This is a genomic window from Proteus hauseri (assembly GCF_004116975.1).
GTDB classification, from domain to species: domain Bacteria; phylum Pseudomonadota; class Gammaproteobacteria; order Enterobacterales; family Enterobacteriaceae; genus Proteus; species Proteus hauseri.
On record NZ_CP026364.1, the window covers coordinates 3,044,206 to 3,071,079 of the forward strand.

The window sequence follows — 26,874 nt, forward strand, 5'->3', positions numbered from 1 at the left end:
TTGGCAGCACAGTGATTAATAGACCAATCCATCATCTTTGTTTTATTTCTGATGCGATAATATTTGAAATTATGTTATTAATGACTAGTTAATTTTAATATTCATTTCTTTAATGGCAGACTTATACATATTTTTGTAATCATTGTTTTTTAACTGGAGATTGACGACTTTTACATTAAAAGACTTTAATAACTCTTCTTTCTCAGTACACATATTATGTGTATAAAAATAAATTTTATTCTCTACATTTCCAGTAGATGAAAATCTTGCACGTTTATTCAGTAACCACCAGATATCTGTTTCGCTGTAATCTAAAGAAAATCCTATTATATGAATATTCGTACAAAAAAACAGATCAACCCAAGATGTCAGGCAAAACGAAGATTTTTCTAATTTCTTGGTGATTTTTTCAATAGTTCGCTCTTTGCCGTCGGTGGTAATTTTATATTTACCTTTTATGTAAGCATCTAATTTACTCACAGAACCACAGTAATGATCAAGCCGAAGCATGATAGACTTAGGATTATCTATTTCTCCATGTATGTTCCAAAGATATTTATTTCCATTTTTTGTTTCATATTTTCTTTTTCTACGCAAACTATAAATATCTTCGCTGTTGTTTTTGTTAGGTGAAAGGCCGAGAGCTTTCTCAAATGCATAGTCATAATTAGTGGTTAGGTAGTGTTCAATAGGTAATGAAGCTAATTTCTCAAGAATCTCATTTGAACCTTGTAATTGTAATTCGTTTGCTATGATGTTTTTTATTTCTAGCTCATCCTTTCTATCATTACTGCTAGGAGTGCGCTTTTCCATGAGTATTCTCTCATACACCATGGTATTTGGTAGTTGTCCACTCTGAAAAGTATTGACGCCTTTTATTTTATCCAATAAATCACTCCAAGTGACGTGATTTTGAGAAAGTCTATTTAATCCATTTCCAAAAAAAAGGGTATTTGCCATATTATTCATTTCTTATCAGTTAGCTAGTTGGATTTATTACATTTATTTTATAAAGAAAAATTAGCATAGTACATCCTCATCATTTTTTCACTTGCAAAGCAATTATTCATGGTTTTTGTTAGTGTTGATTTTCATTCCAGTTAGTAGAAAAAATGGAATAGTGAAACAGGTTTATTCTGAGTTGTCCTGCAATAAGCTAAAAATACTATCGCTCAGGCATCAGAGAGAAATCAGTTACAGCATCCCATATTTCTGTTCACGAGCCTCAAATGCAGCTCGTCCGCCCTCGAGAACATCACATATTGCTTTTCGCATACTGTTTGCATCACCATAGTCGCCATATTCTAGTGCTCCAGAACGATAGCTGATCACTTCATCAGTGTTACTAGCGATAATTACCTGTTCTGCATCGCAGTTCACGACCAGATTCGCATTATGAGTTACGATAATCACTTGTCGGTACTGCTTTATTTTACGAAAAAGAGGTACAAGGTTATGCATGATGAAATCATTATCTAGGTCATCTTCAGGCTGATCGAATACAAAGGGCGAACCGAATGCATCAGTCGCAAGCTTGAGACAAACGTAAAATGTTCCACGTTGCCCAGCAGATAATTTTTCGACCGTTTTCCCTTTATATTCAAATTCAGCTCTAACAGATAGATATTTTGAAATGTATTCTGGGCTGAAAAGAAATGTAAGCAGTGCAAAAGGTCCTTGTGAATTGAAATACTCACTTTTCCATAAAAATGTCTCGATAGTGATTTTTTCGTCTGGTTTCTCTGGCAAGGTAATCATCTTCTGCCCTGAGATAAGGGCTTGAAAGTCCTCAATGCTTGAAACGCCAAAGACTACCCGGAGTTTTTCCTCAGCAGACAAATCACCAGAAACGCGGAATTTACCTCTATTAAGTCGTTCAAGTATTCCGCTATAAAAAGTAAAGGTATCAAAATGAGGCTGCCCAAAGATATGGATATCCGTCAGTATTTCCCCTATCAAAGCCTGTTGTTCAGGCGTGAGGTGCTCCTTAATGGTTAGGGATGCAAAAGTGCTATCGATCCTTTCTTTTTTGCTCAAAAGATGATGTACAAAATCTGTAGATAACTTAGCTCGCAGCTCAGTTCCGAGTTTAGCCTGCTCTATACGTTCTTGAATTTCTCCCTGGCGTAGGGTGGCCAGTTGGATTTGTTCTTGATAACCGCGAATTTTATCTAGGACTCCTGAAATGTCCTGTTCTATTCCTTGCTCTCGAAATGCAAGAACAATGCTTTTATTTTCCTCCTCAAGTTGTCTATTTTGCGTCTCCAATAAAGCGATATGAGCGGAAATGTTGGATATAAGTGAAGACAAATCAAGTTGGGGTATGGGAATTTTGCTCGTACTGATAGCATTTACTTCCTGAATCCGAGTGTTTAGATTGGTTTCTGCATCTGTAGATTCACGAAACAAGAGCCTTGTGTTTGCCAGTGCCTTATTTAGAACTGTACTACGGGTACTATTGGTCTGAAATTGTTCGATTAGGCTCTTATTTTTAGCACTGGTCAGAGTATTAATTTTATCCCGAGCAGATTTTATTATACCAAGGTGATAAGCCTCTGTATTTACGGGTTGTCTTTGTTCATCACGGAAGCTGTGGTAGTCACGAAATGCTCGATATTCGCCCAGATTAGCAGCTAGAGCTACTCTTATTTCTTCTGGAATATCATCCGTAGATAGACGTAACATTTTTTTTATTTCATCACTGATTAGTCCAGGTTGTTGACAGAGAAGTTTTATTTCACCCTGCGAGACATGGAGATATTCGTATCCCTCGCTTTGACTTTGAAATAGTATTTTTTCACCATTAGCTTTATCAAGCTCTACTGCTAGATGCTGCACATTAACATTACGTATTTCACTACCTCTACTAGCTGCTCCAGCAAACTGTGAACGTACTGCATCCAGCAGGAGGCTTTTCCCTGTTCCGCGACCACCGATAATGGCTACCATATCCGAATTAAGGGGGATGGATAGTTTTCTGAAGCAAATACTTTGTCCACTAAAAATAGAACCCTCCACATCAAGACGACTGAAGTGAACTTTCGGCAGTTGTAGAGCTGGAGATGTCATATTTAGTGCCAAGCGTCCTTCAGGTTCCAGCATTGCCTGTCGTAGACCTTCAAATGTTGGCAATGCTTTTACCCAAGTAAATCTCTGTCCAATGTGTTCCATACAGTGTGCATCTGAACACTGGAATACGGGGCGAATACTTGCTCCTTCATAACGATCAGTTTTCAGAAAATAATCTCGGTCACGTAATCCGCCAAAAATAATCTGTCCGTGACGATCTATTTCAGTTGCAACTGCTTGAGAACGTCCGGTAGCATCTGGGCGATAGCCACCATAACCGTTTGGGCAGATAGCAATAAGGTAATCTTGAAAAGGCCGAAGAGTGGCGTTAAGATGCTTAAGAAGCTGGTTGAAATCGACCATAATGGTGTTTACACCATGACCACTTTCTTTCACGCTTCGCTCGCAGCAGTAAATAATTTTCTGGCCACCATCCGTCAATTTAAGTGGTAAACGTGATAAAGTTTCATTAATACGTTCTGTGCTCAGTTTATCTGAAAATAAGACATGAATATTTATCCATTCGTTATTCTTGTTTTGCTGGTCAATCCTAAATTCAATATTCCCGAAAACAGTGATATTGAGACCCTGTTTGGATATCTGATCACGGATAATTTCTAGTTCATTCTGTCTGAAGTAAAAATAGTTAGTCACCGCAATAAGGGATAACTGCTGCTTTCCGAGTGTACGCACATAGCCCTCAATATCGTCAGGAGTATAATTGTTGGCCAGCCATGTCATCGGACTGTGGATATGTAAATCCCATTTATTCCATTGTGAACCTTTCAATTGAGTGTCCTTCTTAAGTGAAATATTTCTTTATCATAGTGAGGATGTATGTTCTTTGCCATGGCATTTCCTCCTTAGTGTGAAGCAGGTTTAATCTGGTGATGCATCGATTGCATAAATAGGTTGTTGGTCAAAGTTATGCGGCCATTAAAACAATCAGTACTAAGATGTTGGTTTTTTCATAATGACGCGATAGGTAAAGTAACTGTGTCATTAACGATGAGAAAAAAATCCTTTCCATAGCCTTTCCATCTACGCCGACCACAGAATCAACACCCACTTATACCGTTCACACAAGAGCTGTGAGTCGGCACCTTATTAACTAAAATAAATCGGTAAATGTTATGTCAAAAGAGATAAATGAATTACAGTTTAGTCTTCACTATGCTTCAGAAACAGATAGTGAAAAGAATACCTCCGTCATTTTAACGGCGAATATCCATACGGCTGATGGTGAAACTCAACAACTGACACAATTAATTTGCACAACTTCTCCCGCAGGTAAAAAGCAATATCGAATCGGTACACAAGAGATTAATGATGCCGGTGACCCATTGCTGGTGGCAATTGAATCTTATTGGCGTAAAAACACAGAAGAGAGCTGTATTTATTTGTTAGAGAAAGCGAAGCAATTTATTCAAGGACACTTACAACAAACGAATACATGGATATCTATGTATGGTCTTGTGATTGTTTCTAATGCGTCACTTGAAGAGCAGTTGCCTGAAAGTTTATTAAAGGCGCTTAAAGTATCAATACCCGCCTAATTTTTATCGTTTCACTTTTAACTCTCTCACACTAATCATCAACGGACACTCCTCTGGGGGTGACTATGCGTATGGAAAAATTAACCAATGTAACTTATGGAACAGCAGGCTTAACGGCCTTTTTTGCCAGTCTCTCATTATATGAATGGGGATTTGTTATCGGGATGGCGTTTAGCATGGTTTTAGGTTTAGCTACTTATTTTATGACTCGTCGAGAGCAACGAAAACGCACTCAATTATTTGAAGAGCTTGTTCGTCATGTTGACCCGCAAAACCCGACCGAAACGTTAAAAAGGCTTGCTGAATTAATGGTGAAAGCGCCAAAGGATATTTAATGTCTCTCAAACAGAAAATAGCGGCGATAACAACAGCAGGAGCTACAGCGATCTCGTTAGTAGTAATAGCCCATTTTGAAGGTGTGCGTTATGAACCTTATCGTGATGTGGCAGGTGTTTTGACGGTTTGTTATGGACACACAGGCAAAGACATTATTCAAGGTAAGAGATACACACAACAAGAATGTGATGCGTTATTACAAAATGATTTTATTAAGACACAACAGCAAGTCGATGCATTAATCAAAGTGCCACTCGATGACCACACCAAAGCCGCTTTATATTCCTTTGTTTTTAATGTGGGTACAACCGCATTTGCTCGCTCAACATTACTCAAGAAATTAAATGCGGGTGATAGAGCGGGTGCCTGTGAAGAAATGAAATGTTGGGTTTATGCAGGAGGAAAGGTTTGGCGAGGGCTTGTCAGTCGTCGAGAGGCGGAGTCAGCACTATGTCATGGAAACCTTTAATCATCATTATCAGCTTTATTCTTGCATTACTCATTACAGTCGCTGGTGGCATTTATCTCTTGATTGATAACTCATGTACTAAAGACCAAGTTAGTTTAGAAAAACGTTGTCAGATTGCACTCTCACATTATCGGTACTAATCATGAAATACGGGAAACTCTATGCCGTCATCGCGATGGTAGGCATTATTGTGGGTGGCTATTGGGTGATTAATTGGCAAGCTAACAGAATTAATCTGTTAGTAGAAACAAACAAAGAACTAACGATTGCACTCGAAGAACAGAAATCTATTAATACTGATTATCAAGCACGCATAATGCGATTAAACCAACTGGATATTCAATATACGCAGGAGTTAGCGAATGCCAAGAATGAAATTAGTCGCTTGCGTGATATTAGTGAGCGTTATCCTGAGCGGGTGTACATCAAAGCGAGTGCCCAAAAAGCAAAACCACTCCCGCCACCAGCTTGGCTTTTGCAACCACCGCCCGACCTACTGACACCGCTATCAGAAATTATTGGTTACTCAGAGAGCGAATTGCAGAGTCAGAGCAGATGATTAAAGGGTTGCAGAGCTATATTGAAGCAGAGTGTTTATATTAATTTAACCCCCCTTGTGCATTTATAAAGTTTTTAGCAATAATATTTCCTAATTCATTTGGAATTATTTCATCCAACTGAGATGATGAATTGATGCCAAATGCATTAATAATTTTTTTAAAATCAGGAAACGTTGTAAAAAGTAACTCATCTGAGTCAATTGTTAGATCAGAGGAAGTTGAAATAATATCTAGAATATTCTGTTTGTAGCTCTTACCATTGTAGAGACATCCTTTAATTTCTAAGTGGCTAAGATTAATTGGAGTGATGTTTGACAGTTCAACGATGATTTTTTTTAATAAAGGATAGTCTATTTGAAGTCTTTGTCTTGATAGAGAATAACACTCTTCTAGTGTCACGGTTGGATGTATAATATTATTTTTGTAATCATTAATTATGTTTTGAACAGGCATGTTACCCATGGATACAGTTATGCGTCTAAGGTAGTAAATGAAAGCAAGTAATTTTATTTCTGAAGTAGTTAGTCGTTTTGTGATTTCCAGTGCATGATCTAGTAACAAATCAATGTCTTCATTTTCATTATGTATCTTAGATACAATAATCTCTTGTAATAGTTCAGATTTAGTTTTATCCCCTTTTTTAGCGACTATAGTTGTTGCTTCACTAATAGCAAATTGTAGATCAGGTTCTTTTAATTTTTTTTCAATCCTACCATCTAATTCAGAGGTTAACCGTTCAGTGATATTTACAGCAAACTCCTGTGCTCTTTGCATAGCAACGTTCATTGCATCTTCACGTAATGTAGAAAACTTGTCCATAACAACGAGTTTACATATTTCTATTACTTCAGAAGTTGAGTTTCCAATAGTAGCATTACCTGCGACTTGAATTGCAGATGAATTATCACCTACATGTTGCCCTGATTTGTCGATAATACTCATTCTTTATCCTTTTTATCAGTACCTATAGTCAGATTTCCACCAACCTGTATGCCTGAAGAGTTTTTACCTATGGATTGATTTATAGTGTTTTTATCTGAAGTTTTTGATGAGTTTATATTTGCTACAGCAGTAAGAAAAGCTACGATGCTACCAATCAATCCTGCTATAAAGATCAATTTAGGAGTAGACCAAACAATATACCCAAAAATAATTACCCCAATAAAAGCAATACAAGCAATAAAAACCCGCATTAAAACCTCTGATTGTATAAGTGTAGTAAATCACTATATTAAATATATTAGAATTTTCAATAATAAACATTTAACTATATGAGATAAACACGATGACTAAACCAGATTGGGTGAAATACTAAAATAGTTTCTCACCGAACATGATAAATCAGGAACATCCTCTAAAGAGTAGTGTGATATCACTGAATACAACATTGAGTTGATGTCGGTAATTAAGGCGTGCAGCTTAGACAAGAATGTAATATGGAAACTGAACAACAACGACGGGTAATTAAATGAGTGATGATAAAATAGATGAACTAAATCGCTTGGTTGATGCGATTCCCGAATACAGGGATAGGGTTAATATATCTGAAAAGAAAATCAGAGATATTATTAATTCTGACTATCAAGCTGGGATAGTTGCGCTAACGAATGTAGTTGAAGATATTGCAACTAAAAGCAAAATAACGGTTAACTAATAACATATTGAAATTATGAGTAGCCATCAGTTAACCGCTGGTGGCTTTTTTATTGGGGAAAATTTGTAATGGAATAAACCATGAAAAAGCGCAATGTCTATGGTGGTCGCTGGGCAAAGGTGCGATTAGCGTTTCTCAATGAACATCCGCTCTGTGTCATGTGCAAAGAGCAAGGGCGTATTACTGCTGCCACAGTAGTTGACCACATTACTCCACATCGCCTTAAAGAAGCACTTGAATCAGGCAATAAAGAGCGTATCGCAAAAGCCCAAGCCTTGTTCTGGGATAAAAATAACTTCCAAAGCTTATGCGAACTGCATCATAACTCAACCAAACAACGTATCGAAAAGAGTGGCAAAGTCATTGGCTGTAATGCGGATGGCATTCCACTCGATCCCAATTCTCATTGGCATCAATAACACCATGAAATACAAGGGGGAGCGGGGTAAAAGTTCAAACACTTTCGCCCTGATTACCTAGCGCCCTCATTTGTGTGCACAACCGCGAAATGAAAAGTTTTTTTCTGGGAGGTTCCGATGGCAGGAAGACGCCCGAAACCGACCCACTTGAAGGTGGTCACCGGTAATCCGGGAAAACGAAAACTCAACGATAAAGAACCTCAACCTAAACGTGAAATTCCAAGCCCACCCGAACATTTAACGGATTGGGGGAAAATGGCGTGGGCAAAATTAACCTTACTATTCGATGAAATGGGCGTTTTAACCGTGGCTGATACACTGGTATTAGAACGGCTATGTGATATCTACGCCGATATTCTTCAATTACGAGACACCATTGCCATTGAAGGTCGGACATAGTTACCTCGACCGCCCAACAAGTCACTCGCCTAGAAAGCCAAGTGGGTTCAAGTTCAGCCAAAACCGAACAAACTTCGAAAGTGGTCACAGACATAAATGGCAAAATTTCGGCATCATGGACAATGAAAGTTCAACAAGATAGCAAAGGGAATAAAGTCATTACGGGCATTGACTTAGGGTTTAATGCACAAGGAAATAGTCAATTTTTGGTCAATGCCCAAAACTTTGCGGTGATATCGTCATTAAACGGTAAAGTGGTGATGCCTTTTGTTATTCAAAATGGACAAGCTTTTTTCAATAATGCGTTATTTAGCAAGGCAACCACAGGAAATAATTGGAATGGTGTGGATGTCGGTTTCCCTTGTGCGGTATTAATCACAACAATTGGGCATATTGGTATGATGGATTCAATGGGAGGAAAAACAATTAGGGTAACTCTTTGTGGGCGAGGTAATCGTATTATTCCTCATTCCATGATTGTAGCCGGGCAGATGTCAACAACCTCACTAGGAAAGCAGTATTTTTATATTGATGTGAGGGAATATGGTGGGTGATAGGAAGAGTTTAGATGGTTAGTTTAGTTATTGAGTACGAGAGATCGCTAAAAAAGGATATATTCGTTGGTAGTCGGTTTTGTGCCAGAAGCTGAAATTGACGTATGATAATTAACTATATGCAGTCTATGATTTTTTCAAACATCTCACGCTAGACTTTTCAAATAAGAGGAAATATGTTAACTGTATTTAATTGCGGACAAGGTGATGCTATAAAGCTTGAAAGTGACTGTTGCGTTTTTAATTCAGGAAAGCCACTTTATATTGACTTGGGACCGTCAAGTTTCACATGTCCTATTAATTCGCCAGTAATAGACCTTCTTATAACACATTCCCACGATGACCATATATGCGGGAAGTTCAATAACAATAACTTTATTGTAGATACACTTTATATCCCTGCTTACTTTCCATAAATATATAAAATATTGAAAAAATTATTGAGAGGTCAGTTTGTTAAAATACCAACAGCATTCCAGCGTGTTGAGTTATTGTATGAAGGTTCTACATTTGGAGGGTGTAGACATATGGAAGTATTGAATCCACCGTTGGATCCGAATGATATTTTTAGCAAAAAAAACAACTTTGAATTTTCACTGCAAGAGGTTGAATTATTTTTAGAACAAAATGGAACAAGTGTGAATGACATTATCAATCAGGACACTCCGTTTAACAATATAACCTATCCTGAAGGATATTCTGGAAGAATTTTCGTAACAATAGCAGTTAGCATGATAAAACAATTAACACGCAATGGTAATGTCACAATAGAAAAAGCAATTAAGAGATTTCTCGAGTTTGATGCAAATAAAATCAGTGTGGTATTTAAATATCATGAAAAAATTTCAGGGTTGGTATATTTAATGACTGGTGATGCAGATCGCTCTGTTTTTAATCGCTTAATCAAAAAAAATTGTTGTTTAAAATCAGATATTTTAAAAGTCCCTCATCATGGAAGTATAAAAAACTTAAGCAAAAGCATTTTATCTAAAATTTCACCAAGCGTGGCTATTATCTCTCATAACAATGGAAAATTTGGCAAAGCTAAAGATACTCATCCTAACACTGGAGTAATAGATATGTTAAAAAAATCAGGTTCGGCAGTGTATTATACTAACGATGTAATTAAAAATGGGGTTTTAACCGAGAGTGCCCACTCTGGGAAAATAGTAAATGCTGCTACAGTTATTATATAAGGCATTAACAGAGTGTCCGCTCCTCGCTCAAAACAGCCATTTGAATTTTACATGTGGGCAGGCTCGTTGGCCGCACTCAGCCAACCGGGTCACATACTGGTGTATGTTCCCTGTCTATCTTCCCTTGCCGCCTTCCTGCATCTTGAATTACGTTGGATATAAAGAGCAGGGCATTCCGGCATAAACTCTGAATGCAGGCTTAATACGGTTTCATCTCGAGCTGTTAGCTGCAACTTGAAAGCTATAGGGTATATGGTATCGTACGCGTCAGAAATACCTTTAAGAGAGCCCTTCACGGTGGAAAAAAAGAAAACCTTCCTGCAGCAGAAAAGCGGCTTGCACCCGCGTAACCGTCATCGTTCACGCTATGATTTCCCGGCGCTGATCGCCAGTTGCCCTGCACTGGAGCCGTTCGTCAAGCCGAACGCCTGGGGCGACATCTCGGTAGATTTTGCCGATCCTGCGGCGGTTAAAATGCTCAACCGTGCGTTGTTGCAACATTTTTATGGCATCGAACACTGGGACATTCCCGCCGATTATCTGTGCCCACCGATCCCTGGGCGTGCCGACTATTTACACCATCTGGCCGACCTACTGGCGACCAGCAACGGCGGTGAGTTCCCACGCGGTAAAGGCGTGGCGATCCTTGATGTGGGTGTTGGCGCCAACTGTATTTATCCGATTATTGGCCTGCGTGAATACGGCTGGCGTTTTACCGGTTCGGAGATTAATCCGATATCGCTCAATTCGGCCAAAATGATCGTGGAGATGAATCCGACACTGAGAAACGGCGTGCGCCTGCGTTTACAAAAACAACCCGAATTTATTTTGAACGGCATCATCGGCGTGGCGGAGAAATTTGATGCCACACTGTGTAATCCACCGTTCCACAGCTCTGAACAGGAAGCGCAAGCCAGCACCCGCCGCAAACTACACAAGCTGGGTAAAGGCGAGGTAGCCGACACGCCGGTACAGAACTTTGGCGGTAAAAATAAAGAGCTATGGTGTGAAGGCGGTGAAGAAGCCTTTGTGCGTAAAATGGTAGAGGAGAGCGTTAACCTGGCGCAAAACTGCCTGTGGTTCACCTCGTTGATTTCTAAAAACACTACCTTGCCTTCGATTTATCACGCGTTGAAGCTGGTGGGTGCGGCCGAAGTCCGTACCATTGAAATGGCGCAGGGGCAAAAAATCAGTCGCTTCGTGGCCTGGACTTTCCACGACGCACAACAGCAGGTCGCCTGGGCGACAGAACGCTGGCGTTAATTTCCCTGGTGCCAGTTATTTAACCGGCACCGATAAAACTTAGCATTTCCCTCTCAATTTCTGCATGTTGCGTTATTCTCAATATGTCTTCGAATACTAAAAATCTTAAAAAAGTTATTTATTCAAAATACAATAGTTACCTTACTTAGTTGATATTTTAATCCGGTATATATACCCAACGTAATTCAAGCTGTAGGCTGAGCGCAACCTGCGGTTTGAATGAATAAGGGTATATGATCACATTATAAACACATTAAGGAAGATGCATTGTTCGGAGGAAATCATTCAGGCTTGGAATGACGCAAGGAGCAGCTTGTTTGAGTATACATCCCATGAGCCTCCTTTCCTCCCCCTTGTTTTAAATGACGGGCAGAGTTAGTGTGATAAAGGTCAATTCTGTGTAACGCTTTATGTCTATATTAACTTCGCTAATTTAGCTGCGTTTTCTTTTTTCTATCGTTTCATCATTGATTTTATTTCACTATCTCACTTATTTAAATCTCTACCTCTAAATTGATCACGACTAAGAAAATGTCGTAAATATGGAGTATTTATTGAGTTTTAGAAAGTTAAGTCTCTGATTAATTATTTGAGAAACCTCGGATAGTAAGCCTCAATGTATAAAAGTAATTTTCTTTATATATCATTTAATAATAACGATATAAGACATGTTCAAATTTATTTATGACCATCTGTTGGATCAGTCAAGCAATTATTTATTAATATCATTTATAGCAAGTCAATCTTATCTAAAAAACTATACTTCTACTTAATCAATAATCGACTTAAGTCAAATATACTGAATGTATCATTCAAATAACTAGTATTTACTTATATTTATATCTTGCGATAATTTCGCTCGAAAATACTAACACAAAGGAACTATAACATGAGTAAATTACAACTGTTGGTTGTAGGATTGGTTTTTGGTTGCACGACAGGAAGTGCTTTAGCATCAACCAGTAATGAAGGTTACTATGGTGCAGCAAGGCTCTCTAAAGTATGGCAGAAAGCAGATAGTATGGATACAAGTAGCAGACCAGGCATTGGTCAATTTGTATCCGGTGATGAGAAAGATGATTTTTATAATGGTTCTATAGCTGCTGGTTATCAATTCGGTAATGGCTGGCGCACTGAAGCTGAATATACTTTTAATAAAAAAGCAGAATACACTAGCGGTTCAACGACTTTTCCTACTAGTTTTAATCATCATAAAACAGAGTCTCAACGATTAATGTTAAATGCTTATCGTGACTATGAAATTTACCAGAGGATTTCTATTTATGGAACGATTGGTATTGGTATAGCAAAAGTAAAATCATCGGGATGGCAAGGGAATACTTCACGCCAATATGCAAGTAATACAGATACAAACTTGGTATATTCTCTTGGTGCTGGTGTAAGTTACGAGCCTATCGATAAACTTAATTTTGACTTAGGCTATCGTTATGTAGATTTAGGTAAAATTGAGAGTGGAATGAATCAGTTTTCTAATGCTCGAGGTTTACAAGACGAGCAAATGAAAGCACACCTTAAATCACAAGAACTCGTATTGGGTGTTAGATATTTATTTTAATTTTTTTATAGTGTTATCTCATTGGTCATGTCATAAAAATAGCTAACTTTTGTTAGCTATTTTTGATTGTAGCAGTCAGAGCGATATTGAACTTTAATCATTTTATTTAACGATCAACTTCTATTTTTATCAGTCAATCATCAGACCAAAAATGTTCTGTTGCATATAGACGAGAAAATTATTTTAAATGTCATTTTTGATGTTACATATATAAGGATATTTCAACTTTGTTAAAAAGGAGGCCATCTTAATTTAGCCTTGATACACACCTAATTTCTTAAGTTGAATTCCGCATGTTTGATTATTTTGAATAACTCATTTTGAAGATTGATTAGGTTATCTTTTTTCATTTTATGCTCTTTTAATTTCAACATAGTAAAAGACTATCTGCAAAATAAAGTTTGCTATCTGAATTTTTCTATGGCTTAATAGCGTCACTGGTTTGGAAGTACAGGCCTATTTATGTTAGTAAGTTTAAAGTTGTTCCCGTTTAGCGTTATCCTCGATACCACTTCATTGCGAATTCCTTCTAATTAATTCCCATAAGTAAAAATACAAAACAAACCGCATATGCCTTATGGCAAATTAAATAAATTAAAGGAAATTCTATGTCTAATACAATGACTGGTACAGTAAAATGGTTCGATGAAGGTAAAGGTTTTGGTTTTATTACTCCAGCTGATGGTAGCAAAGATGTATTCGTACATTTCTCTGCAATCCAAAGTGATAGCTTCAAAACATTAGCTGAAGGCCAACAAGTTTCATTCACCATGGAAAATGGTATGAAAGGTCCTTCTGCTGGCAATGTGGTGGCTCTCTAAAGGCGCTATTACTATTCGCCTCTATTTTAAATGCCCTTGTTGTAGCGGTTCACAATATAGAACATCACAATTTGATGTCTCCGTGAACAATCCACACGGCGCAAGATGTATATTTTGCAAAAGTGTGATGTCAGCTCAAATAAGTTAAGCATTAAATAGTTGAATATATAAAACCTCGCTTTGGCGGGGTTTTTTGTTATCTATAATCTCATATTGGTTAAAGATAAAAAATTTAGATTTTAGGGCTTGAAAAATACTTGCTCGTTCATATTTATATTTTGGGTAAATAAGATACCGCCCATAATTTAATAAATACTGAAGGAGGAGTTATATGCCTAACATTAAACCTTTTTCATTATTCCCAACATTATCTGACAACTTAGTTTCAAATCGTTTTGATCAGATAGATCGCTTGTTTAGCCAGTTAACAGGCAGTAAGCCAATAGCATCACCTATACAGACCTATAACCTGAAACAGATTGATGATAATCATTATGAACTGACAGTAAGTGTGCCTGGATATCAAGAAAATGACTTAACAGTTTCATTAAAAGGAAGCCGTTTATTGATTGAAGGGAAAAAAGAAGAAAAATCAGAAGAAGACAATGATAAATGGATCCACCGAGGCATATCTCAAGGACAATTTACATTGCAATTTGACCTCGGTAAAAATGTTAAAATAGAAAAAGCCGATTTATCAAGTGGACTTCTGACTATTGCTATTGAGTATGAATTACCGGAAGAAGAAAAACGGCAAACAATAGCGATAGAAAATAAAGATAAAAGATAATTGAGTTAGATAACATGAATAAGATTAAGGCTACGCATAATGTGTGGCCTTAATTTTTTTGTCAGGGATCCTAAATTATATTAACCCAGACTTGGATTGGCAGGGTTCTAATGACAGAGTACTTAAATTTCAAGTGCTGCAACGATTGCTGCTTCCATTTTTTCTGGGGCAGTGGGCGGCGCAAAGCGCTTGAGCGGTTCACCGTTGCGCCCGATCAGAAACTTAGTGAAATTCCACTTGATCCGTCCACCCAGCAGGCCAGGCAGCTCATTTTTCAAATAACGAAACACTGGGTGTGCGGTGGTTCCGTTGACTTCTACTTTTTCGAACATTGGGAAACTCACACCGTAGTTAATGTGACAAATTCGTGCTATTTCGTCGGCGTCGCCAGGTTCTTGTTTACCGAACTGGTTGCATGGGAAACCAAGCACCACAAAACCCTGAGAGGCGTATTTTTTGTAGAGTGCTTCAAGGCTACTGTATTGTGGTGTAAAGCCACAATGACTGGCTGTATTAACTACTAGAACCACCTTACCAGCGTAGTCGGCCATAGAGACAAGTTGGCCGTCAAGAGTTGTAGCTGTAAGTTGATGAAAGGTTGTCATATCAAAATCCTTAAATCAGAACCCGTCGACATCGACATTGTCACGCAGTACGTTACTATCGGATCATAAGGCGTGGGAAGTCGTTCCTTTTTCTGATTGCATGGCAGATCTGAAATTGTGTGGGGCTTAGCTTGTAAACTTAAACGAAAAAACAACAAACAGGTGGCTTTTAACCTGCCTCCCGTTGATTAAAATACCATGATGTTAGCTGAGTGAGTTTAGTACAAAAACTAAACATTTTATCATCAGCAGGCTGGCATCAACGAAGAGCAAATGTGGCTTAACAATGATACATATAAAAAGTCACTAGGGTAAGTGTTAGGCTTTTATTTGTACTTCTGGATTTTTCATCAAATTAATTAGAGAAAAATTATAATTAACTGTTATAAGATGGATTTATTCCCTCTCTTATTATGCTGTGTGGCTTAGTAACATTCACTTTGTAACAGAGCGGATCGTCAAATTGGATTTAGTCTTGAGCCATAATTATGTTTGGTCAATTTTAAATGGATATAGCTAAATTACTAGTATGAAAAGATCACCTAACACAATAAAAAAATGCCGACACGTTAGGAGCCATATTGGCATATAAAATAAACGCAAGACGTAATGTAAATTATGTCGTACTAATTTGTATCAGATCTGTTAAATTTGATACGACATTAATAATAATCATTCTCATTAACAGTTCAACCCTAAATTAAATAGGGTTACTTTAGTCGCTTTTTGGCCTATGTTGACGACAGAACCAACATCGACTTATACCATTTACACAAGCGCTGTGAATCGAGAGCTTTAATTAAAATAATCCGGTAGTATCAAAAGAGATTAATAAATTACAGTTTAGCCTATACTATTTATCAGCAATAGACTTTCTCCCGCAAGTAAAAATAATATCAAATCGACTCGTAAAAAATTAATGATACTTATGACTCACTATTGGTGGCGATAGAACACTATTGACGTAAAAATACACAATAAAGAGGTCTTATTTGCGAGAGAAAGCAAAGCAGTTTATTCATGATCACCTACAACAAGCTAATACGTAATATCAATGTGTAGCCTTGTGATTATTTTCAATATATCATCTGAAGAATATTTTCCTAAGGTTTTATCTATAACAATAAATTTATTAATAATGAATGTTCTTTAATTATGCTAACAACATATTTAGGTGTAATTGGTGTTTATAACAGAAATTAAGGGATCGCTTAAAAATAATTTCCTTATTACTCAATTTATTAGTGATAATTTTTTACAATTAGATAAATCTTATGGAAGGCAATATATGGTTGAGTTAATTATTATAGATTGATTAGTGATGTATTAGAATTTGTATCAAATAGTATGTAGGAGATTATATGAATCTATTATTAAAAAGTATTACTTTTGCTGTTAGTCTTTTATCCTCTGGTTTTGTTATGGCGGATAATAGCGATGAGATAACGAAAGTATCTTATGCATGTGAAAATAATCAAATAATGGAAGTTATTTATATAAATACAGCAAAGGATAGTTATGCAATCATTAATCAAATGGACGAAATGATCCCAATGAAAATTATGAAAATGGCTTCTGGCGCAAATTATGAGGCGATGAATAAAAACTATACATATAAGCTTTATACTAAAGGCGATAAAGCCGATTTAGTTGGAGATAATGACACCCCTGTATTAAGTAATTGTAAAGAAGGTTAATAGCTCGTGAGCTATTATTGAAAATCAATTGGCGTTCTTATAAAGGTCACTTTGGTGGCCTTTTTCGTATAAGAGAAGTAATTATGGATGTTTAACAAGAAATATAAATTTGTATACTATTGTCACAAGTAGAGCAATAAGGGTAACGAGCTGGAGTGATAACTCATATTCTATTAACTAAAGCATAATACATAGCAATTAAGTAGTGTCTTTCTTTTGTGTTAATATTAATTTCATATTTTTCTAAGATGTTTAATAAAATAAAGATTTTTAAAATGAAAAAGTTATCAGTGTTTCTACTAATTTTTATTTCAGTTTAAGTAAAAATGCCTGAGTCATTAATCTATAACGCGAGAATACGAGGATGAAAGCAGTGAAAAAAGCGGGAAAAAAGAAAATCAGGATACCACTGAGCACTAAATACTGATTGATTATATAATCAGGTTGGTTTCATCAAGTATTGACGCTGTTCTATTTCAAATATTGCACAAAATATTCATAAAGAAATTACTTATTTTCTTGCTGTAAAATGTCAATTATTTATTAAAGTTCACTTATGAAAAAAATACGCTATAATTAAATTAAGACACTGAGAGGAAAAGTAATAAATAAACCGCTGTAGAATAAAATAATAATAAACGCCAATTGTTATCATTGGCGTTGGATTTAAATATATTAATTTAAAAATTAACTACCGCGATAAGTAGAGTAACCATATTGGCTTAAAAGCAATGGAATATGGTAGTGTTCATTAACATTATCTATATGGAATTCAACGGGAATTTCAGGGAAAAAGCTTTCTTTTCCTTGTGTTTTAAAATAATCTCCAGTTTTAAACACTACTCTATAGTCACCAGCAGAAGGAGGAACTGAGTTATCTGGCCAGATAGCTTTAATTCTACCATCATTGTCAGTTTTTTCTGAGTTCAGTAATACCCAATTATTTGACTGTTTTTTTTCTAATGTAACTTCAACATTAGGGGTTGGTTTTCCTGTTTGTTGATTAAGTATATGAACACTGAGTAAGTTACTGGCTGCCATTGAAAGAGTGGGAGACATCATTAAAGACGACAGTAATAAAAATAGAATATTCTTTTTCATATAAATGTCCTTTTGTGATTTAAGTGGGACTATATTATCTTAAATAGCTATTAAGTGACCTTACAATCATATTACAATTTTGTAATCTAGATGATTTAGTAAAAAGTAGTATGGGTTATAGTAATTGACGTATTTAGATTATTTATTAAATAATAATATGAGGGAGTGAGATATTGAAGTATTTCTTTATTTCTTTATTTCTTTATTTCTTTATGAAATTATATATCCATAGTATTTTTAGCCATTTTCATATTTTAATAAATAGATAGCATATAATAGCATAGAACTATATTGCTAAATAATATAGATATTTTTTCAGAGATATTTCACAAACACTAGGGTTTTTAGTAATAAAACTGAGGGTTTTAAAAACGGAGAGTCGCATCATATAGTTAGTATTTTGGCTAATATAAACCTAATCCATAGGATTGTACTAAAATAGTTTCTTTGATAAAGAATTAACACGCATTTATTCGCTACTATTTTTTATTGTTATTTCTAAAATGATTATAAAAATAAATAAAAGGTTAGTTATTTTATTTATATATTTTATTGCTTTAATTTATTAGTTCTTAAAACGGGTTCAATAAACCAGTGAATAGTTGAATTTAATGTTAACAATAGGGAAATGCTAATTGTAAATAATGTTAATATTATTATTAGTAATAAATTTAACTCTATACAGAAATAAGCTAAAACTTGTAAAAAAACAAAGCAAATAATAGGGTGGATTAAATAAATTCCTATAGCATTGTTTGATATTTTTGCATATTTATTAGTTGATAAAGAAAAGTAAATAATGCTAGAGCCTAAAATAATACTTACTATAAAATTTAGAGTGTAAGTAATGAATAAAGAGAACTTTAAGTTGATTTTGGTAATATTAATAACAAAATCATTAATATTATTTTGATAAAAATGTAAAGTGATAGCTAAGATAGTCATGCATAAAATTATAGAAATAGATTTTTTTCTAAGTAATGAAATTTTTTCATCATTAATAAAATAAGCTATTATAAAAAAAGGAAAATATAAAATAATAGAAAAAAAACTTGAAAAGATGAGTAAATGTTTTTTTGTTAAATAAGCAGAAATCAAAGATATAATTAATAGTAAAAATAAAATGATGTTGTTAGATTTTATATTTTTTGATAATACTAAAAAGAAAGCTTGCCATATGGGAATTGCTAAAAAAAACCATACACCACTTTGAGGCGAGAAAAAATAATATTTTAAATTAAACTCACCTGAATAATAAAGAGGGATCATATCAACTGTTTGAAACGTAAAATAAATTATGATAGAGGGAAGTAAGTTATATCTTAATGTTTCCCATGTTATATTCTTGGTTGAAAATGCAACTATGAATACAAACATAGGTATTAAGGTTAGGTCGAAAATATTAATAAGGAGCGAAAACTTATTTTTATCGACTAAATTTAAGTAAAAATTAAAAACAATAAGAGAACTTAATATAAGCTTCAAAGAGGGCCAGTATGGTTGGTCATTGTTTTTTACACTTGAAGGTGCTTTAATTTCTTTTTTCATACCTATGCCCTATATAAAATTAACTTATTGTATCGTATTGATCCTCTAATTTAAAATAAATCTTTATAAAAAGAGTATGGTAAAATCCTTATTAAACGAACTTCTTCAATAATTGATATTAACTCTTACGGTATATTAAGGATAACGATAAATCAAACGCAGCTACTATTACTCTTATTTCGTCTTATTGATAGTCTCATGGGGTATTTTAATTCTGAACGCAGACAGGGCTACACCGATGTTGAGAGACATTATTACCGTTAGTGCCTTGATTGATGAGATCTTAGTTGGGTAAGTTAACAATGAGAACAGTATTTGAAAATTAATATAATAAGATAAAAATTTTAATTTTTTATCACTATAATTTTATCAAATATTAAGCTAGATATATAAGGTTTAGGAGTATTGAAAATAAATGATATAGAGCTATTGCTCTCTATTTTACTTGAGTATTTATAAATAACCCAATGCTCCAGAAGTTTTTTGTTGTATATCTTAATGCAAAACCTAATGCTAAACAAATAGGGTATGTGGCTGTAATGTAAGTGAAATTTGCCCGCGTTATACATCAAATTATTAGAATTAATTAAGAGCGATTATTAGGCTTCCCATCTATTAAACCCTTTTCATTATTCTCAACATTATCTGACAACTTACTTTCAAATCATATTGTTCAGATCATTTGTTTAGTCCATTAACAGGGAGTAAATCTATTTTATCACCAATTCAGACTTATAACCGGAAACAGACTGATGATAATCATTATGAACCGATGATGAGTGTGCCTAGATATCAAGAAAATGACTTAATTGTTTCATTACAAGGAAAAAAGAAAAATTAGAAGAAGATAATGATAAATGGCTCCACCGAGGAATATTCCAAGGGCAATTTACGTTGCAATTTTATTTCGGCAAAATGTTAAAATAGAAAAACTGGATCTATCAAGCGGACTTCTAACCATTGCTATTGAATATGAACTGTCTGAAGAAGAAAATGACAAATAATAAAATAAAAATAATTTAGTTAGATAGTATGAATGAGATTAAGGCTACACATTAGATTTAGCCTTAATTGTTTTTGTAAGGTCTTCTACATTGTGAATTGTGAGGATAAGAAAATCATCTAATACATAATGAAAAAATATTGATGTGCTAGGAGTTATGTCAGCATATAAAGTAAAAGTAAAAATGGAAGAACACATTAATTGACGGTGTTGTTACGTGCACATTGTATGCGTGATTTGTAAAAGATCTTTTAACTTTACTAAGTCTTAATCATAAGTTCGTCTATCTTGCCAGTATTTTTATGGGTTACTTTGGCGTTGATGACTTGAGCAAAATTATCAAAGATAAAGTGGAAATGTAAAATGACTAGACCAGCAAGAGGTGAGCGTAATAACAATCCGGGCAATATCCGTCATGGTACGCAATGGCAAGGGTTATCGCCTCAGCAAACAGATAAAGACTTTTGCCAATTCATATCACCTCAATATGGTATTAGTGCTATCTACAAATTGCTGCAAACATATCAAAAAAAATACAAGCTTAATACAGTGGCGTCGATTATCAACCGATATGCACCGCCAAAAGAAAATAATACGGTTGATTATATTAACCGTGTTGCTAAAGATCTTGGCGTAGGAATTAATGAGCCTATAAATACTTCATCCAAACCAGTTGCTATTGCATTAGCAACTGCAATTGTTAGTGTGGAGCTAGGATATCAACCGTATTCAGAGAAGGTATTTGAAGATGCTTGGGCTCTGTTATAAATAACTTTACATCATAGTTTCCAATAATTATTAAACATCTTTAGTTGATAATCTTCCATTATTTATGGCTATAAAATTAAGTAGTGCAAGTTAAATAATAATAGCGTTAACTTTTATTTAAGATCTAGAGTAATAAAATATAAATATTATATCGATGAAATTAAAGAGGATTAGTAACCAATGAATAGATATGCGGCTAGAAATAGATGGTAAACATAGAGTGTTTACTCTATATTTACTTTCATAAAAATAAATAAAAAAAGATATGTCACTCTTACTAAATGTTTATATTTAAAACAAAAACTATTGTTTATGATGAAATCTATAATATTTAATTAAAATTATAAACAGATATTTTTATTTATACTATACTTATAAAATTCAATTTATAGAGTGTGAGCATATAATGATAGATTTGTTTAAGTTGACGAAAAAAAGTTCTAGACATATTAGCATCGCAATATATGTTGGTGTTATAGCAGGTATTTTTTCAGCTTTGGTTAAATCTGGTTTTGAAGATTTAATTCCGCCAAGAACACTTGAAACAACACCTCCGCCTGTAGTTTTACTCGAAAAACTGGGTTTAAATATAGATACTATGACCTATCATTGGATGGGATATAGTATTAATTGGGCTGGGAATGGTGTTCATATATTATTTTCAATAGTGATAGCAATAATATATTGTGTTATTGCCGAATATTTACCAAAGGTTAAATTATTGCATGGTATTTGCTTTGGTATAGGCGTTTCTGTTTTTGCTCATGGTTTAGTTGTACCTTTATTAGGATTATCTAGTTGGCTTTGGATCGCTGGTTATCAAGCGCTAATTTCCGAGTTCGTGGGGACAGCATTTTGGATTTGGTCTATTGAAGCCATTAGACAAAACTTACGTTATTGTTTAACCAAAGAAAAAGATGCTGAATAGATATACACACTAAATAAGAATATTCAATCTTAATCTGTTATAAGTTTTGAATAAAGCAGAAAACCCTGGTTTAGCTATATTAGTTACTTATTTTAAAGATCGCTTAGGTGATCTTTTTTTATTTATCTAAATTTCTAATGTGATTTTTCTTATTTTTAATGTAGTTATGCTCTAAGTTTTTTATAAAAGTAGTAAAGTAAGCATATTCTTACTAAGATGAATTTAAAGATGACCATATAAAGTTTGTTGTGTGAGTGCGTTCATATGAGGTCGTAAGAATGATTAATTCAGATACTGTGAGTATTAAAAATAATATTTCTGCTAAAAAAATATCTGTAGGAATTAGTGCGTGTTTATTAGGTAGTAGTGTTAGATTTGATGGTGGCCATAAACGTTTTCATCTTGCTGTCGATGAGTTATCCCATTATTTCGAATATCAACAAACTTGCCCAGAATTAGCCATTGGTTTAACTACCCCAAGGCCTGCATTACGGTTAGTTAAATCGAATTCAGGAGATATTAGGTTAAAGTTTAGCAATGGAAGTGAGGGGGATTTGACAGAAAAAATGAATCAATATTCTGTCGAGTATTTAAACAAACTTAAGTCGTTGTGTGGGTATATTGTTTGTGCAAAATCTCCAAGTTGCGGGTTAGAGCGTGTTCGTGTATATGATGCAGTAGGAAATGGTAATCGAAAATCAGGCACTGGTATTTTTACCGAAAATATAAAACAAATAATGCCTTGGTTACCAATAGAAGAGGATGGTCGATTGAATGATCCTCATATAAGAGAGAACTTTATTATACGAGTATTTGCACTTAATGAGTTAAATGAATTGAAATTAAATTCATTCAATCGGGGGGCGTTAATAGATTTTCATACTCGATATAAGCTGCTGTTATTAGCGCATTCACAACCTCTTTATCGAGATTTAGGTCGTTTTGTTGCTACTAATAAAGACTGGAATTCATTTGAATCCTTTTTTGATGAGTATCGAAATAGATTTATGAAATTATTACAGCACCAAGCGACACGGCGTAATCATACTAATGTTCTTATGCACATTCAGGGATATTTTAAACGTTACTTAACATCGAACCAAAGACAGGCACTAAGTAACTTAATTTTGGAATATCGTCAAGGAATACAACCTCTATTGGCTCCTTTAACTCTTATAAATCATTATTTATCAGAGTATCCTGACAGCTATTTGGATAAGCAGAAATATTTTCATCCTTATCCTCAATTATTGAGATTACGTTATGGTTTATAATAAATTTGTTTACAAAAAATAACTCTCTAAACATGCAAAGTAGTTTGCATGTTTGGTTATTCTGAACAAATTATTTCAAAGATCACTTAGGTGGTCTTTTTTCATTTTTTTATACCACTAAGAAATATTAATTAACCTAAATCATATGAGGTATAGCTTCTGTTATGAAAAGAAATAGCCATTGATATATAAAATTTATTATTTTTCGAGATATAAAGATATCTTATAAAAAATTTTATTTTTTATAAGGATGAAAGTGTAATATCCTATCATCTCTTTTTAGTTGAGTTTAATATTGTATGTTCTCATTAGATCTTTTAAGATCGTGAAACTTAATAAAAAACAGAATGAAACATAATTATGAGAAAACTACAACGACTTATTATAAGAGAACGTGGGGCTGACAATTATTACAGTAATGTATCTGAAGAGTCGATATATCGTATAGCTCATAATTGCGGTAGAGATGAAATAGCTGATGCGTACATTCTATTGAAGGAGTGTAAATCTGAACTTGCAACGGTACCTGAGTGGGACGGAGATACACAGGATGATATCTGGAGAACAATGATATTACTTCAGGCAATATTGGATAAATGCAAGTAGTGGACATTAATTATTAAATAATAGTACACCTGTTGATAGCGCTATTAAATCATCAGAATATTTGTAGATGAACTAACTACACAATAATAGATATCAGAGTGAAGATAAATTATTATTTTTATATGGCACTAGACGCTATTAAAATTTAGATATAAATTTATATTTCATGTTAAATAAGGCTTTTTTTGTTATTTTTTATTTTAAAAATAATAAAAAAGTGGCTTTATTATTAATACCATCATCAATGATAATCGCAGAACTTGTGGAAAAATAGATAAAAACTAAGGCTGAAAAATGAATAGAACGAGTATGATATTGCTGATGAAGTGAGTATACAGATCAAACTATAGCAAGAATAAAAAAGATTCATTGCAAAATAATATTTGCTATCTGAATTTATCTATGGCTTAATAATGCTACTGGTTTGGAAGTACAGGCCTATTTATGTTAGTAAGTTTAAAGTTGTTCACCATTTAGCGCTATCCTCGATACCTCTTCATTGCGAATTCCTTATAATTGATGCCCATAAGTAAAAATAAAAAACAAACCGCATATGCCCTATGGCAAATCTAATAAATTAAAGGAAATCCTATGTCTAATACAATGACAGGTTCAGTAAAATGGTTCGATGATGGTAAAGGTTTTGGTTTTATTACTCCAGCAGATGGCAGCAAAGATGTATTCGTACATTTCTCTGCAATCCAAAGTGATAGTTTCAAATCTTTAGCTGAAGGCCAACAAGTTTCATTTACCATCGAGAACGGAATGAAAGGTCCTTCTGCTGGTAATGTGGTAGCACTCTAAAGACACCATAATTATTTATTTCTATTTTAAATGTCCTTGTTGTAGCAGTTCACAATATAGAACATCACAATTTGATGTTTCAGTGAATAATCCACATGGCGCAAAATGTATTTTTTGCAAAAGTGTGATGACAGCGCAAATAAGTTAAGCATTAAATAGTTGAATATATAAAACCTCGCTAATAGTGGGGTTTTTTGTTATCTAGTATAAAGTGAATTCTAATACTGCTTAAGTATATAATAATTTAAAAAATCTAAATGCTATGTCACTGATAATTGATAACAGTTTTGAAAATCATTTGTTCTAAGTAAAAATAGCATTAAATAACCAAATTATTACTAAACAAAAAAAATATATATTTAATATTATCTTCAATTTATTTATTGTTATTAGATGAGTTATCATTATAAATAACCTTATTAAAAAATCCTATAAAGTTAAACTATCCATTATGAGATAAAATAAGTACTTAATTCCATTATTTATTTTTTATTTAGATGATTTGAAATGAATAAAGAGAAAATAAAAAATATTTTGATAACAATTATTACTATTACAACCTCATATAGTACATCAACTAGAAGTTTAATTTAAAATATACTTATTTAAGTAAATAAATAGTTAAAGAGAATATGATTAACGCTGATTGGACTGAATTTTTCATAATAAATTTTTTTGAAAAAAATAAAAATCATTATTGTGGTTATGTTGAAGAATAGAATTGTATGATCCTCATATTAGAATAATATATTCTCGATATATTTTACCAATACAGGTAAGGATAGATCCAAGGTACTAGACGTAGGTAAAAAATGATGAACTAATGAAAATTTTGTTCAAAAAGTTATTGCAGCAGCATGTATAGGTATGGGATATAACGCTGGAATGAGAGAGATATCTTTTATTGTGTTAATAGTAAAAGAGAATAAATTAGTATCTTCAAATAAATTATACGTAACCAAAAACCAATCAATAATAGATGTGTTAACTTTAAAATGTCATTGAAAAATAGATCATTAGTAAAAATAAGAAAGCCCAATGTGGCGGCATTGGGCTTAGCGGCTCAAATAGATGGGTATAAAAAACTATTAGAGACCTCTATAAATGTAGCTAATTTTCATTTATATAGTTAACAATAAATGCTTTTTTATAGCAAAGAAATGTAAATAATCTAAATTTTTGTCCTGTCTGGCCAAAAACGCTGTCTTTTTAAACAATAATAAATTTCAAGGTATATATTTAGCATTTTGCTATAAAAATAACTAGCACATCAATTTAGGACTAATAATGTTTGTATTAGTAGCTATTATTTAATCTGTAGACCATACCGAATTAATTTATAATGTTTTACTATCAAGAAAAACTAAAGATAAATAATAATGCAATATAATACTCATAAAAAACAACCAAATAATATGCAAATTGAAATATGTAAAAATTATGGAGTATCACCTTTAGAGCCTGAAGAAAAAGTGGCTATAGCATTGAATACATTAAATGATAGTCCTATTTATGGAACTCGTATTGAGTTACCAAAGAATGGAGATATAAGCTGGTTTTTTTATTGTGGCAAATATTCTAAAGCAGATGATTTTTATCAAGTTATACACACAAAACATTTATATGATGAGTTACCAGAAGTCGTTAACTATCTTTACTTACCAGCGGGAAGTCAATTTATTATTGATAGAAACGGTTATGAAGATATTTGGTTTGATAAATAAAAATAACTAAATGTAAAGATAGCATAAAATATAATGACTAAAATTTTAATTGATATTCGTCTTATTTTTGACATAAAAAAATGACATGTTAACGAGTTTAGGTGAAACTTGAATAGAAGGTTGGTAATTTATAATTTATTACGAAAGGTAAATG

At 33.8% G+C, this 26,874-nt stretch carries 26 protein-coding genes and 4 pseudogenes; 23 read left to right on the forward strand and 7 right to left on the reverse strand.

The window, feature by feature from the left end:
* Positions 1–84: 84 nt before the first annotated feature.
* On the reverse strand, positions 85–960 hold the full coding sequence (locus tag PH4a_RS13815) for an SIR2 family protein (protein WP_164971546.1): 876 nt from the start codon (positions 958–960) through the stop codon (positions 85–87).
* A 234-nt stretch (positions 961–1,194) separates the two neighbouring features.
* Positions 1,195–3,858: a TrlF family AAA-like ATPase gene (locus PH4a_RS13820; RefSeq protein ID WP_129040521.1), complete on the reverse strand. Its 2,664-nt coding sequence runs from the start codon at positions 3,856–3,858 to the stop codon at positions 1,195–1,197.
* 344 nt (positions 3,859–4,202) lie between these two features.
* Here PH4a_RS13820 and PH4a_RS13825 point away from each other — a divergent pair, with 344 nt between their 5' ends.
* From PH4a_RS13825 to PH4a_RS13840, 5 genes and pseudogenes are all read left to right on the forward strand, one after another.
* The gene (locus PH4a_RS13825; RefSeq protein ID WP_129040524.1) at positions 4,203–4,625 is read left to right on the forward strand and encodes a hypothetical protein; all 423 of its coding nucleotides are present in this window, start codon (positions 4,203–4,205) and stop codon (positions 4,623–4,625) included.
* 65 nt (positions 4,626–4,690) lie between these two features.
* On the forward strand, positions 4,691–4,960 hold the full coding sequence (locus tag PH4a_RS13830; RefSeq protein WP_046334538.1) for a phage holin family protein: 270 nt from the start codon (positions 4,691–4,693) through the stop codon (positions 4,958–4,960).
* The gene (locus PH4a_RS13835; RefSeq protein ID WP_129040526.1) at positions 4,960–5,430 is read left to right on the forward strand and encodes a lysozyme; all 471 of its coding nucleotides are present in this window, start codon (positions 4,960–4,962) and stop codon (positions 5,428–5,430) included. The genes PH4a_RS13830 and PH4a_RS13835 overlap by 1 nt, the downstream gene beginning before the upstream one ends.
* Positions 5,412–5,570: a hypothetical protein gene (locus tag PH4a_RS18145; RefSeq protein ID WP_164971547.1), complete on the forward strand. Its 159-nt coding sequence runs from the start codon at positions 5,412–5,414 to the stop codon at positions 5,568–5,570. The genes PH4a_RS13835 and PH4a_RS18145 overlap by 19 nt, the downstream gene beginning before the upstream one ends.
* A 2-nt stretch (positions 5,571–5,572) precedes the next feature.
* Positions 5,573–6,033 (forward strand): annotated as a pseudogene (locus PH4a_RS13840) (lysis protein).
* Here the strand turns inward: PH4a_RS13840 and PH4a_RS13845 are convergent.
* Positions 6,030–6,932, reverse strand: coding sequence for an LPO_1073/Vpar_1526 family protein (locus tag PH4a_RS13845; RefSeq protein WP_129040528.1), 903 nt, complete (start codon positions 6,930–6,932; stop codon positions 6,030–6,032). The pseudogene PH4a_RS13840 and the gene PH4a_RS13845 sit on opposite strands and share 4 nt — an antisense overlap.
* The gene (locus PH4a_RS13850) at positions 6,929–7,183 is read right to left on the reverse strand and encodes a hypothetical protein (protein ID WP_129040530.1); all 255 of its coding nucleotides are present in this window, start codon (positions 7,181–7,183) and stop codon (positions 6,929–6,931) included. Before PH4a_RS13850 ends, PH4a_RS13845 begins: the two co-directional genes overlap by 4 nt.
* 275 nt (positions 7,184–7,458) lie before the next feature.
* Here PH4a_RS13850 and PH4a_RS13855 point away from each other — a divergent pair, with 275 nt between their 5' ends.
* The 10 genes and pseudogenes from PH4a_RS13855 to PH4a_RS13905 all read left to right on the forward strand — a co-directional run bounded on the left by PH4a_RS13855 (position 7,459) and on the right by PH4a_RS13905 (position 14,662).
* Complete coding sequence (locus PH4a_RS13855; protein WP_129040532.1) at positions 7,459–7,644, forward strand: hypothetical protein; 186 nt, start codon at positions 7,459–7,461, stop codon at positions 7,642–7,644.
* An 80-nt stretch (positions 7,645–7,724) separates the two neighbouring features.
* Positions 7,725–8,063, forward strand: a complete 339-nt coding sequence (locus PH4a_RS13860; RefSeq protein ID WP_129040534.1) for an HNH endonuclease — start codon at positions 7,725–7,727, stop codon at positions 8,061–8,063.
* A 117-nt stretch (positions 8,064–8,180) separates the two neighbouring features.
* A pseudogene (locus tag PH4a_RS13865) lies at positions 8,181–8,459 on the forward strand (P27 family phage terminase small subunit); the annotation flags it as partial.
* 2 nt (positions 8,460–8,461) lie between these two features.
* Positions 8,462–8,785 (forward strand): annotated as a pseudogene (locus tag PH4a_RS18450) (phage tail tip fiber protein); the annotation flags it as partial.
* Between the two features lie 758 nt (positions 8,786–9,543).
* Positions 9,544–10,212, forward strand: coding sequence for a ComEC/Rec2 family competence protein (locus PH4a_RS13880; protein ID WP_129040536.1), 669 nt, complete (start codon positions 9,544–9,546; stop codon positions 10,210–10,212).
* Positions 10,213–10,509: 297 nt separating this feature from the next.
* Positions 10,510–11,475, forward strand: coding sequence for a 23S rRNA (adenine(1618)-N(6))-methyltransferase RlmF (rlmF, locus tag PH4a_RS13885; protein WP_167470143.1), 966 nt, complete (start codon positions 10,510–10,512; stop codon positions 11,473–11,475).
* Between the two features lie 889 nt (positions 11,476–12,364).
* Positions 12,365–13,051 (forward strand): outer membrane protein, encoded by a 687-nt coding sequence (locus PH4a_RS13890; RefSeq protein WP_129040540.1) that lies wholly within the window; start codon positions 12,365–12,367, stop codon positions 13,049–13,051.
* Positions 13,052–13,659: 608 nt separating this feature from the next.
* The gene (gene cspE, locus PH4a_RS13895; protein WP_129040513.1) at positions 13,660–13,872 is read left to right on the forward strand and encodes a transcription antiterminator/RNA stability regulator CspE; all 213 of its coding nucleotides are present in this window, start codon (positions 13,660–13,662) and stop codon (positions 13,870–13,872) included.
* Positions 13,856–14,020: a cold shock small protein YmcF gene (gene ymcF / locus PH4a_RS18320; RefSeq protein WP_129040515.1), complete on the forward strand. Its 165-nt coding sequence runs from the start codon at positions 13,856–13,858 to the stop codon at positions 14,018–14,020. The genes cspE (PH4a_RS13895) and ymcF (PH4a_RS18320) overlap by 17 nt, the downstream gene beginning before the upstream one ends.
* A gap of 183 nt (positions 14,021–14,203) precedes the next feature.
* Positions 14,204–14,662 (forward strand): Hsp20 family protein, encoded by a 459-nt coding sequence (locus tag PH4a_RS13905; RefSeq protein ID WP_129040542.1) that lies wholly within the window; start codon positions 14,204–14,206, stop codon positions 14,660–14,662.
* A 122-nt stretch (positions 14,663–14,784) separates the two neighbouring features.
* Here PH4a_RS13905 and PH4a_RS13910 read toward each other — a convergent pair whose 3' ends face one another.
* Positions 14,785–15,267 carry a glutathione peroxidase gene (locus tag PH4a_RS13910; RefSeq protein WP_129040544.1) on the reverse strand — a complete coding sequence of 161 codons (483 nt, stop codon included), beginning with the start codon at positions 15,265–15,267 and terminating at the stop codon, positions 14,785–14,787.
* Positions 15,268–16,628: 1,361 nt separating this feature from the next.
* Between PH4a_RS13910 and PH4a_RS13915 the strand changes: the two genes are divergently transcribed.
* Entirely contained in the window at positions 16,629–16,964 is a 336-nt protein-coding gene (locus tag PH4a_RS13915; RefSeq protein ID WP_129040546.1) for a c-type lysozyme inhibitor, read from the forward strand.
* A gap of 687 nt (positions 16,965–17,651) precedes the next feature.
* Here the strand turns inward: PH4a_RS13915 and hiuH are convergent.
* On the reverse strand, positions 17,652–18,065 hold the full coding sequence (hiuH, locus tag PH4a_RS13920; protein WP_129040548.1) for a hydroxyisourate hydrolase: 414 nt from the start codon (positions 18,063–18,065) through the stop codon (positions 17,652–17,654).
* A 549-nt stretch (positions 18,066–18,614) separates the two neighbouring features.
* Positions 18,615–19,613 (reverse strand): acetyltransferase, encoded by a 999-nt coding sequence (locus PH4a_RS13925; RefSeq protein ID WP_129040550.1) that lies wholly within the window; start codon positions 19,611–19,613, stop codon positions 18,615–18,617.
* A gap of 614 nt (positions 19,614–20,227) precedes the next feature.
* Here PH4a_RS13925 and PH4a_RS18495 point away from each other — a divergent pair.
* From PH4a_RS18495 to PH4a_RS13960, 7 genes and pseudogenes are all read left to right on the forward strand, one after another.
* A pseudogene (locus PH4a_RS18495) lies at positions 20,228–20,617 on the forward strand (Hsp20 family protein).
* A 362-nt stretch (positions 20,618–20,979) separates the two neighbouring features.
* Positions 20,980–21,384 carry a structural protein gene (locus PH4a_RS13940; protein ID WP_129040552.1) on the forward strand — a complete coding sequence of 135 codons (405 nt, stop codon included), beginning with the start codon at positions 20,980–20,982 and terminating at the stop codon, positions 21,382–21,384.
* A 406-nt stretch (positions 21,385–21,790) separates the two neighbouring features.
* Positions 21,791–22,312, forward strand: a complete 522-nt coding sequence (locus PH4a_RS13945) for a YagU family protein (protein WP_129040554.1) — start codon at positions 21,791–21,793, stop codon at positions 22,310–22,312.
* A 278-nt stretch (positions 22,313–22,590) separates the two neighbouring features.
* A complete protein-coding gene (locus tag PH4a_RS13950) occupies positions 22,591–23,586 on the forward strand; it encodes a YbgA family protein (protein WP_129040556.1) in 996 nt (331 codons plus the stop codon).
* Between the two features lie 1,197 nt (positions 23,587–24,783).
* Positions 24,784–24,996: a transcription antiterminator/RNA stability regulator CspE gene (gene cspE, locus PH4a_RS13955; protein WP_064719657.1), complete on the forward strand. Its 213-nt coding sequence runs from the start codon at positions 24,784–24,786 to the stop codon at positions 24,994–24,996.
* Positions 24,997–25,003: 7 nt separating this feature from the next.
* Positions 25,004–25,144: a cold shock small protein YmcF gene (gene ymcF, locus PH4a_RS18330; protein WP_244212972.1), complete on the forward strand. Its 141-nt coding sequence runs from the start codon at positions 25,004–25,006 to the stop codon at positions 25,142–25,144.
* A 1,231-nt stretch (positions 25,145–26,375) separates the two neighbouring features.
* Positions 26,376–26,720 (forward strand): immunity protein Imm33 domain-containing protein, encoded by a 345-nt coding sequence (locus PH4a_RS13960; protein ID WP_129040558.1) that lies wholly within the window; start codon positions 26,376–26,378, stop codon positions 26,718–26,720.
* Positions 26,721–26,874 lie beyond the last annotated feature (154 nt).

Coding starts and splice junctions, on each gene's coding strand:
- PH4a_RS13860 (WP_129040534.1), top strand. CDS start 7,725: ATGAAAAAGCGCAATGTCTATGGTGGTCGCTGGGCAAAGGTGCGATTA.
- PH4a_RS13960 (WP_129040558.1), top strand. CDS start 26,376: ATGCAATATAATACTCATAAAAAACAACCAAATAATATGCAAATTGAA.
- PH4a_RS13845 (WP_129040528.1), bottom strand. CDS start 6,932: ATGAGTATTATCGACAAATCAGGGCAACATGTAGGTGATAATTCATCT.
- PH4a_RS13830 (WP_046334538.1), top strand. CDS start 4,691: ATGCGTATGGAAAAATTAACCAATGTAACTTATGGAACAGCAGGCTTA.
- PH4a_RS13915 (WP_129040546.1), top strand. CDS start 16,629: ATGAATCTATTATTAAAAAGTATTACTTTTGCTGTTAGTCTTTTATCC.
- PH4a_RS13905 (WP_129040542.1), top strand. CDS start 14,204: ATGCCTAACATTAAACCTTTTTCATTATTCCCAACATTATCTGACAAC.
- ymcF (WP_129040515.1), top strand. CDS start 13,856: ATGTGGTGGCTCTCTAAAGGCGCTATTACTATTCGCCTCTATTTTAAA.
- PH4a_RS13880 (WP_129040536.1), top strand. CDS start 9,544: ATGGAAGTATTGAATCCACCGTTGGATCCGAATGATATTTTTAGCAAA.
- cspE (WP_064719657.1), top strand. CDS start 24,784: ATGTCTAATACAATGACAGGTTCAGTAAAATGGTTCGATGATGGTAAA.
- hiuH (WP_129040548.1), bottom strand. CDS start 18,065: ATGAAAAAGAATATTCTATTTTTATTACTGTCGTCTTTAATGATGTCT.
- PH4a_RS13850 (WP_129040530.1), bottom strand. CDS start 7,183: ATGCGGGTTTTTATTGCTTGTATTGCTTTTATTGGGGTAATTATTTTT.
- cspE (WP_129040513.1), top strand. CDS start 13,660: ATGTCTAATACAATGACTGGTACAGTAAAATGGTTCGATGAAGGTAAA.
- PH4a_RS13950 (WP_129040556.1), top strand. CDS start 22,591: ATGATTAATTCAGATACTGTGAGTATTAAAAATAATATTTCTGCTAAA.
- PH4a_RS13890 (WP_129040540.1), top strand. CDS start 12,365: ATGAGTAAATTACAACTGTTGGTTGTAGGATTGGTTTTTGGTTGCACG.
- PH4a_RS13825 (WP_129040524.1), top strand. CDS start 4,203: ATGTCAAAAGAGATAAATGAATTACAGTTTAGTCTTCACTATGCTTCA.
- PH4a_RS13910 (WP_129040544.1), bottom strand. CDS start 15,267: ATGACAACCTTTCATCAACTTACAGCTACAACTCTTGACGGCCAACTT.
- PH4a_RS13815 (WP_164971546.1), bottom strand. CDS start 960: ATGGCAAATACCCTTTTTTTTGGAAATGGATTAAATAGACTTTCTCAA.
- PH4a_RS13945 (WP_129040554.1), top strand. CDS start 21,791: ATGATAGATTTGTTTAAGTTGACGAAAAAAAGTTCTAGACATATTAGC.
- PH4a_RS18145 (WP_164971547.1), top strand. CDS start 5,412: ATGTCATGGAAACCTTTAATCATCATTATCAGCTTTATTCTTGCATTA.
- PH4a_RS13940 (WP_129040552.1), top strand. CDS start 20,980: ATGACTAGACCAGCAAGAGGTGAGCGTAATAACAATCCGGGCAATATC.
- PH4a_RS13925 (WP_129040550.1), bottom strand. CDS start 19,613: ATGAAAAAAGAAATTAAAGCACCTTCAAGTGTAAAAAACAATGACCAA.
- PH4a_RS13835 (WP_129040526.1), top strand. CDS start 4,960: ATGTCTCTCAAACAGAAAATAGCGGCGATAACAACAGCAGGAGCTACA.
- PH4a_RS13855 (WP_129040532.1), top strand. CDS start 7,459: ATGAGTGATGATAAAATAGATGAACTAAATCGCTTGGTTGATGCGATT.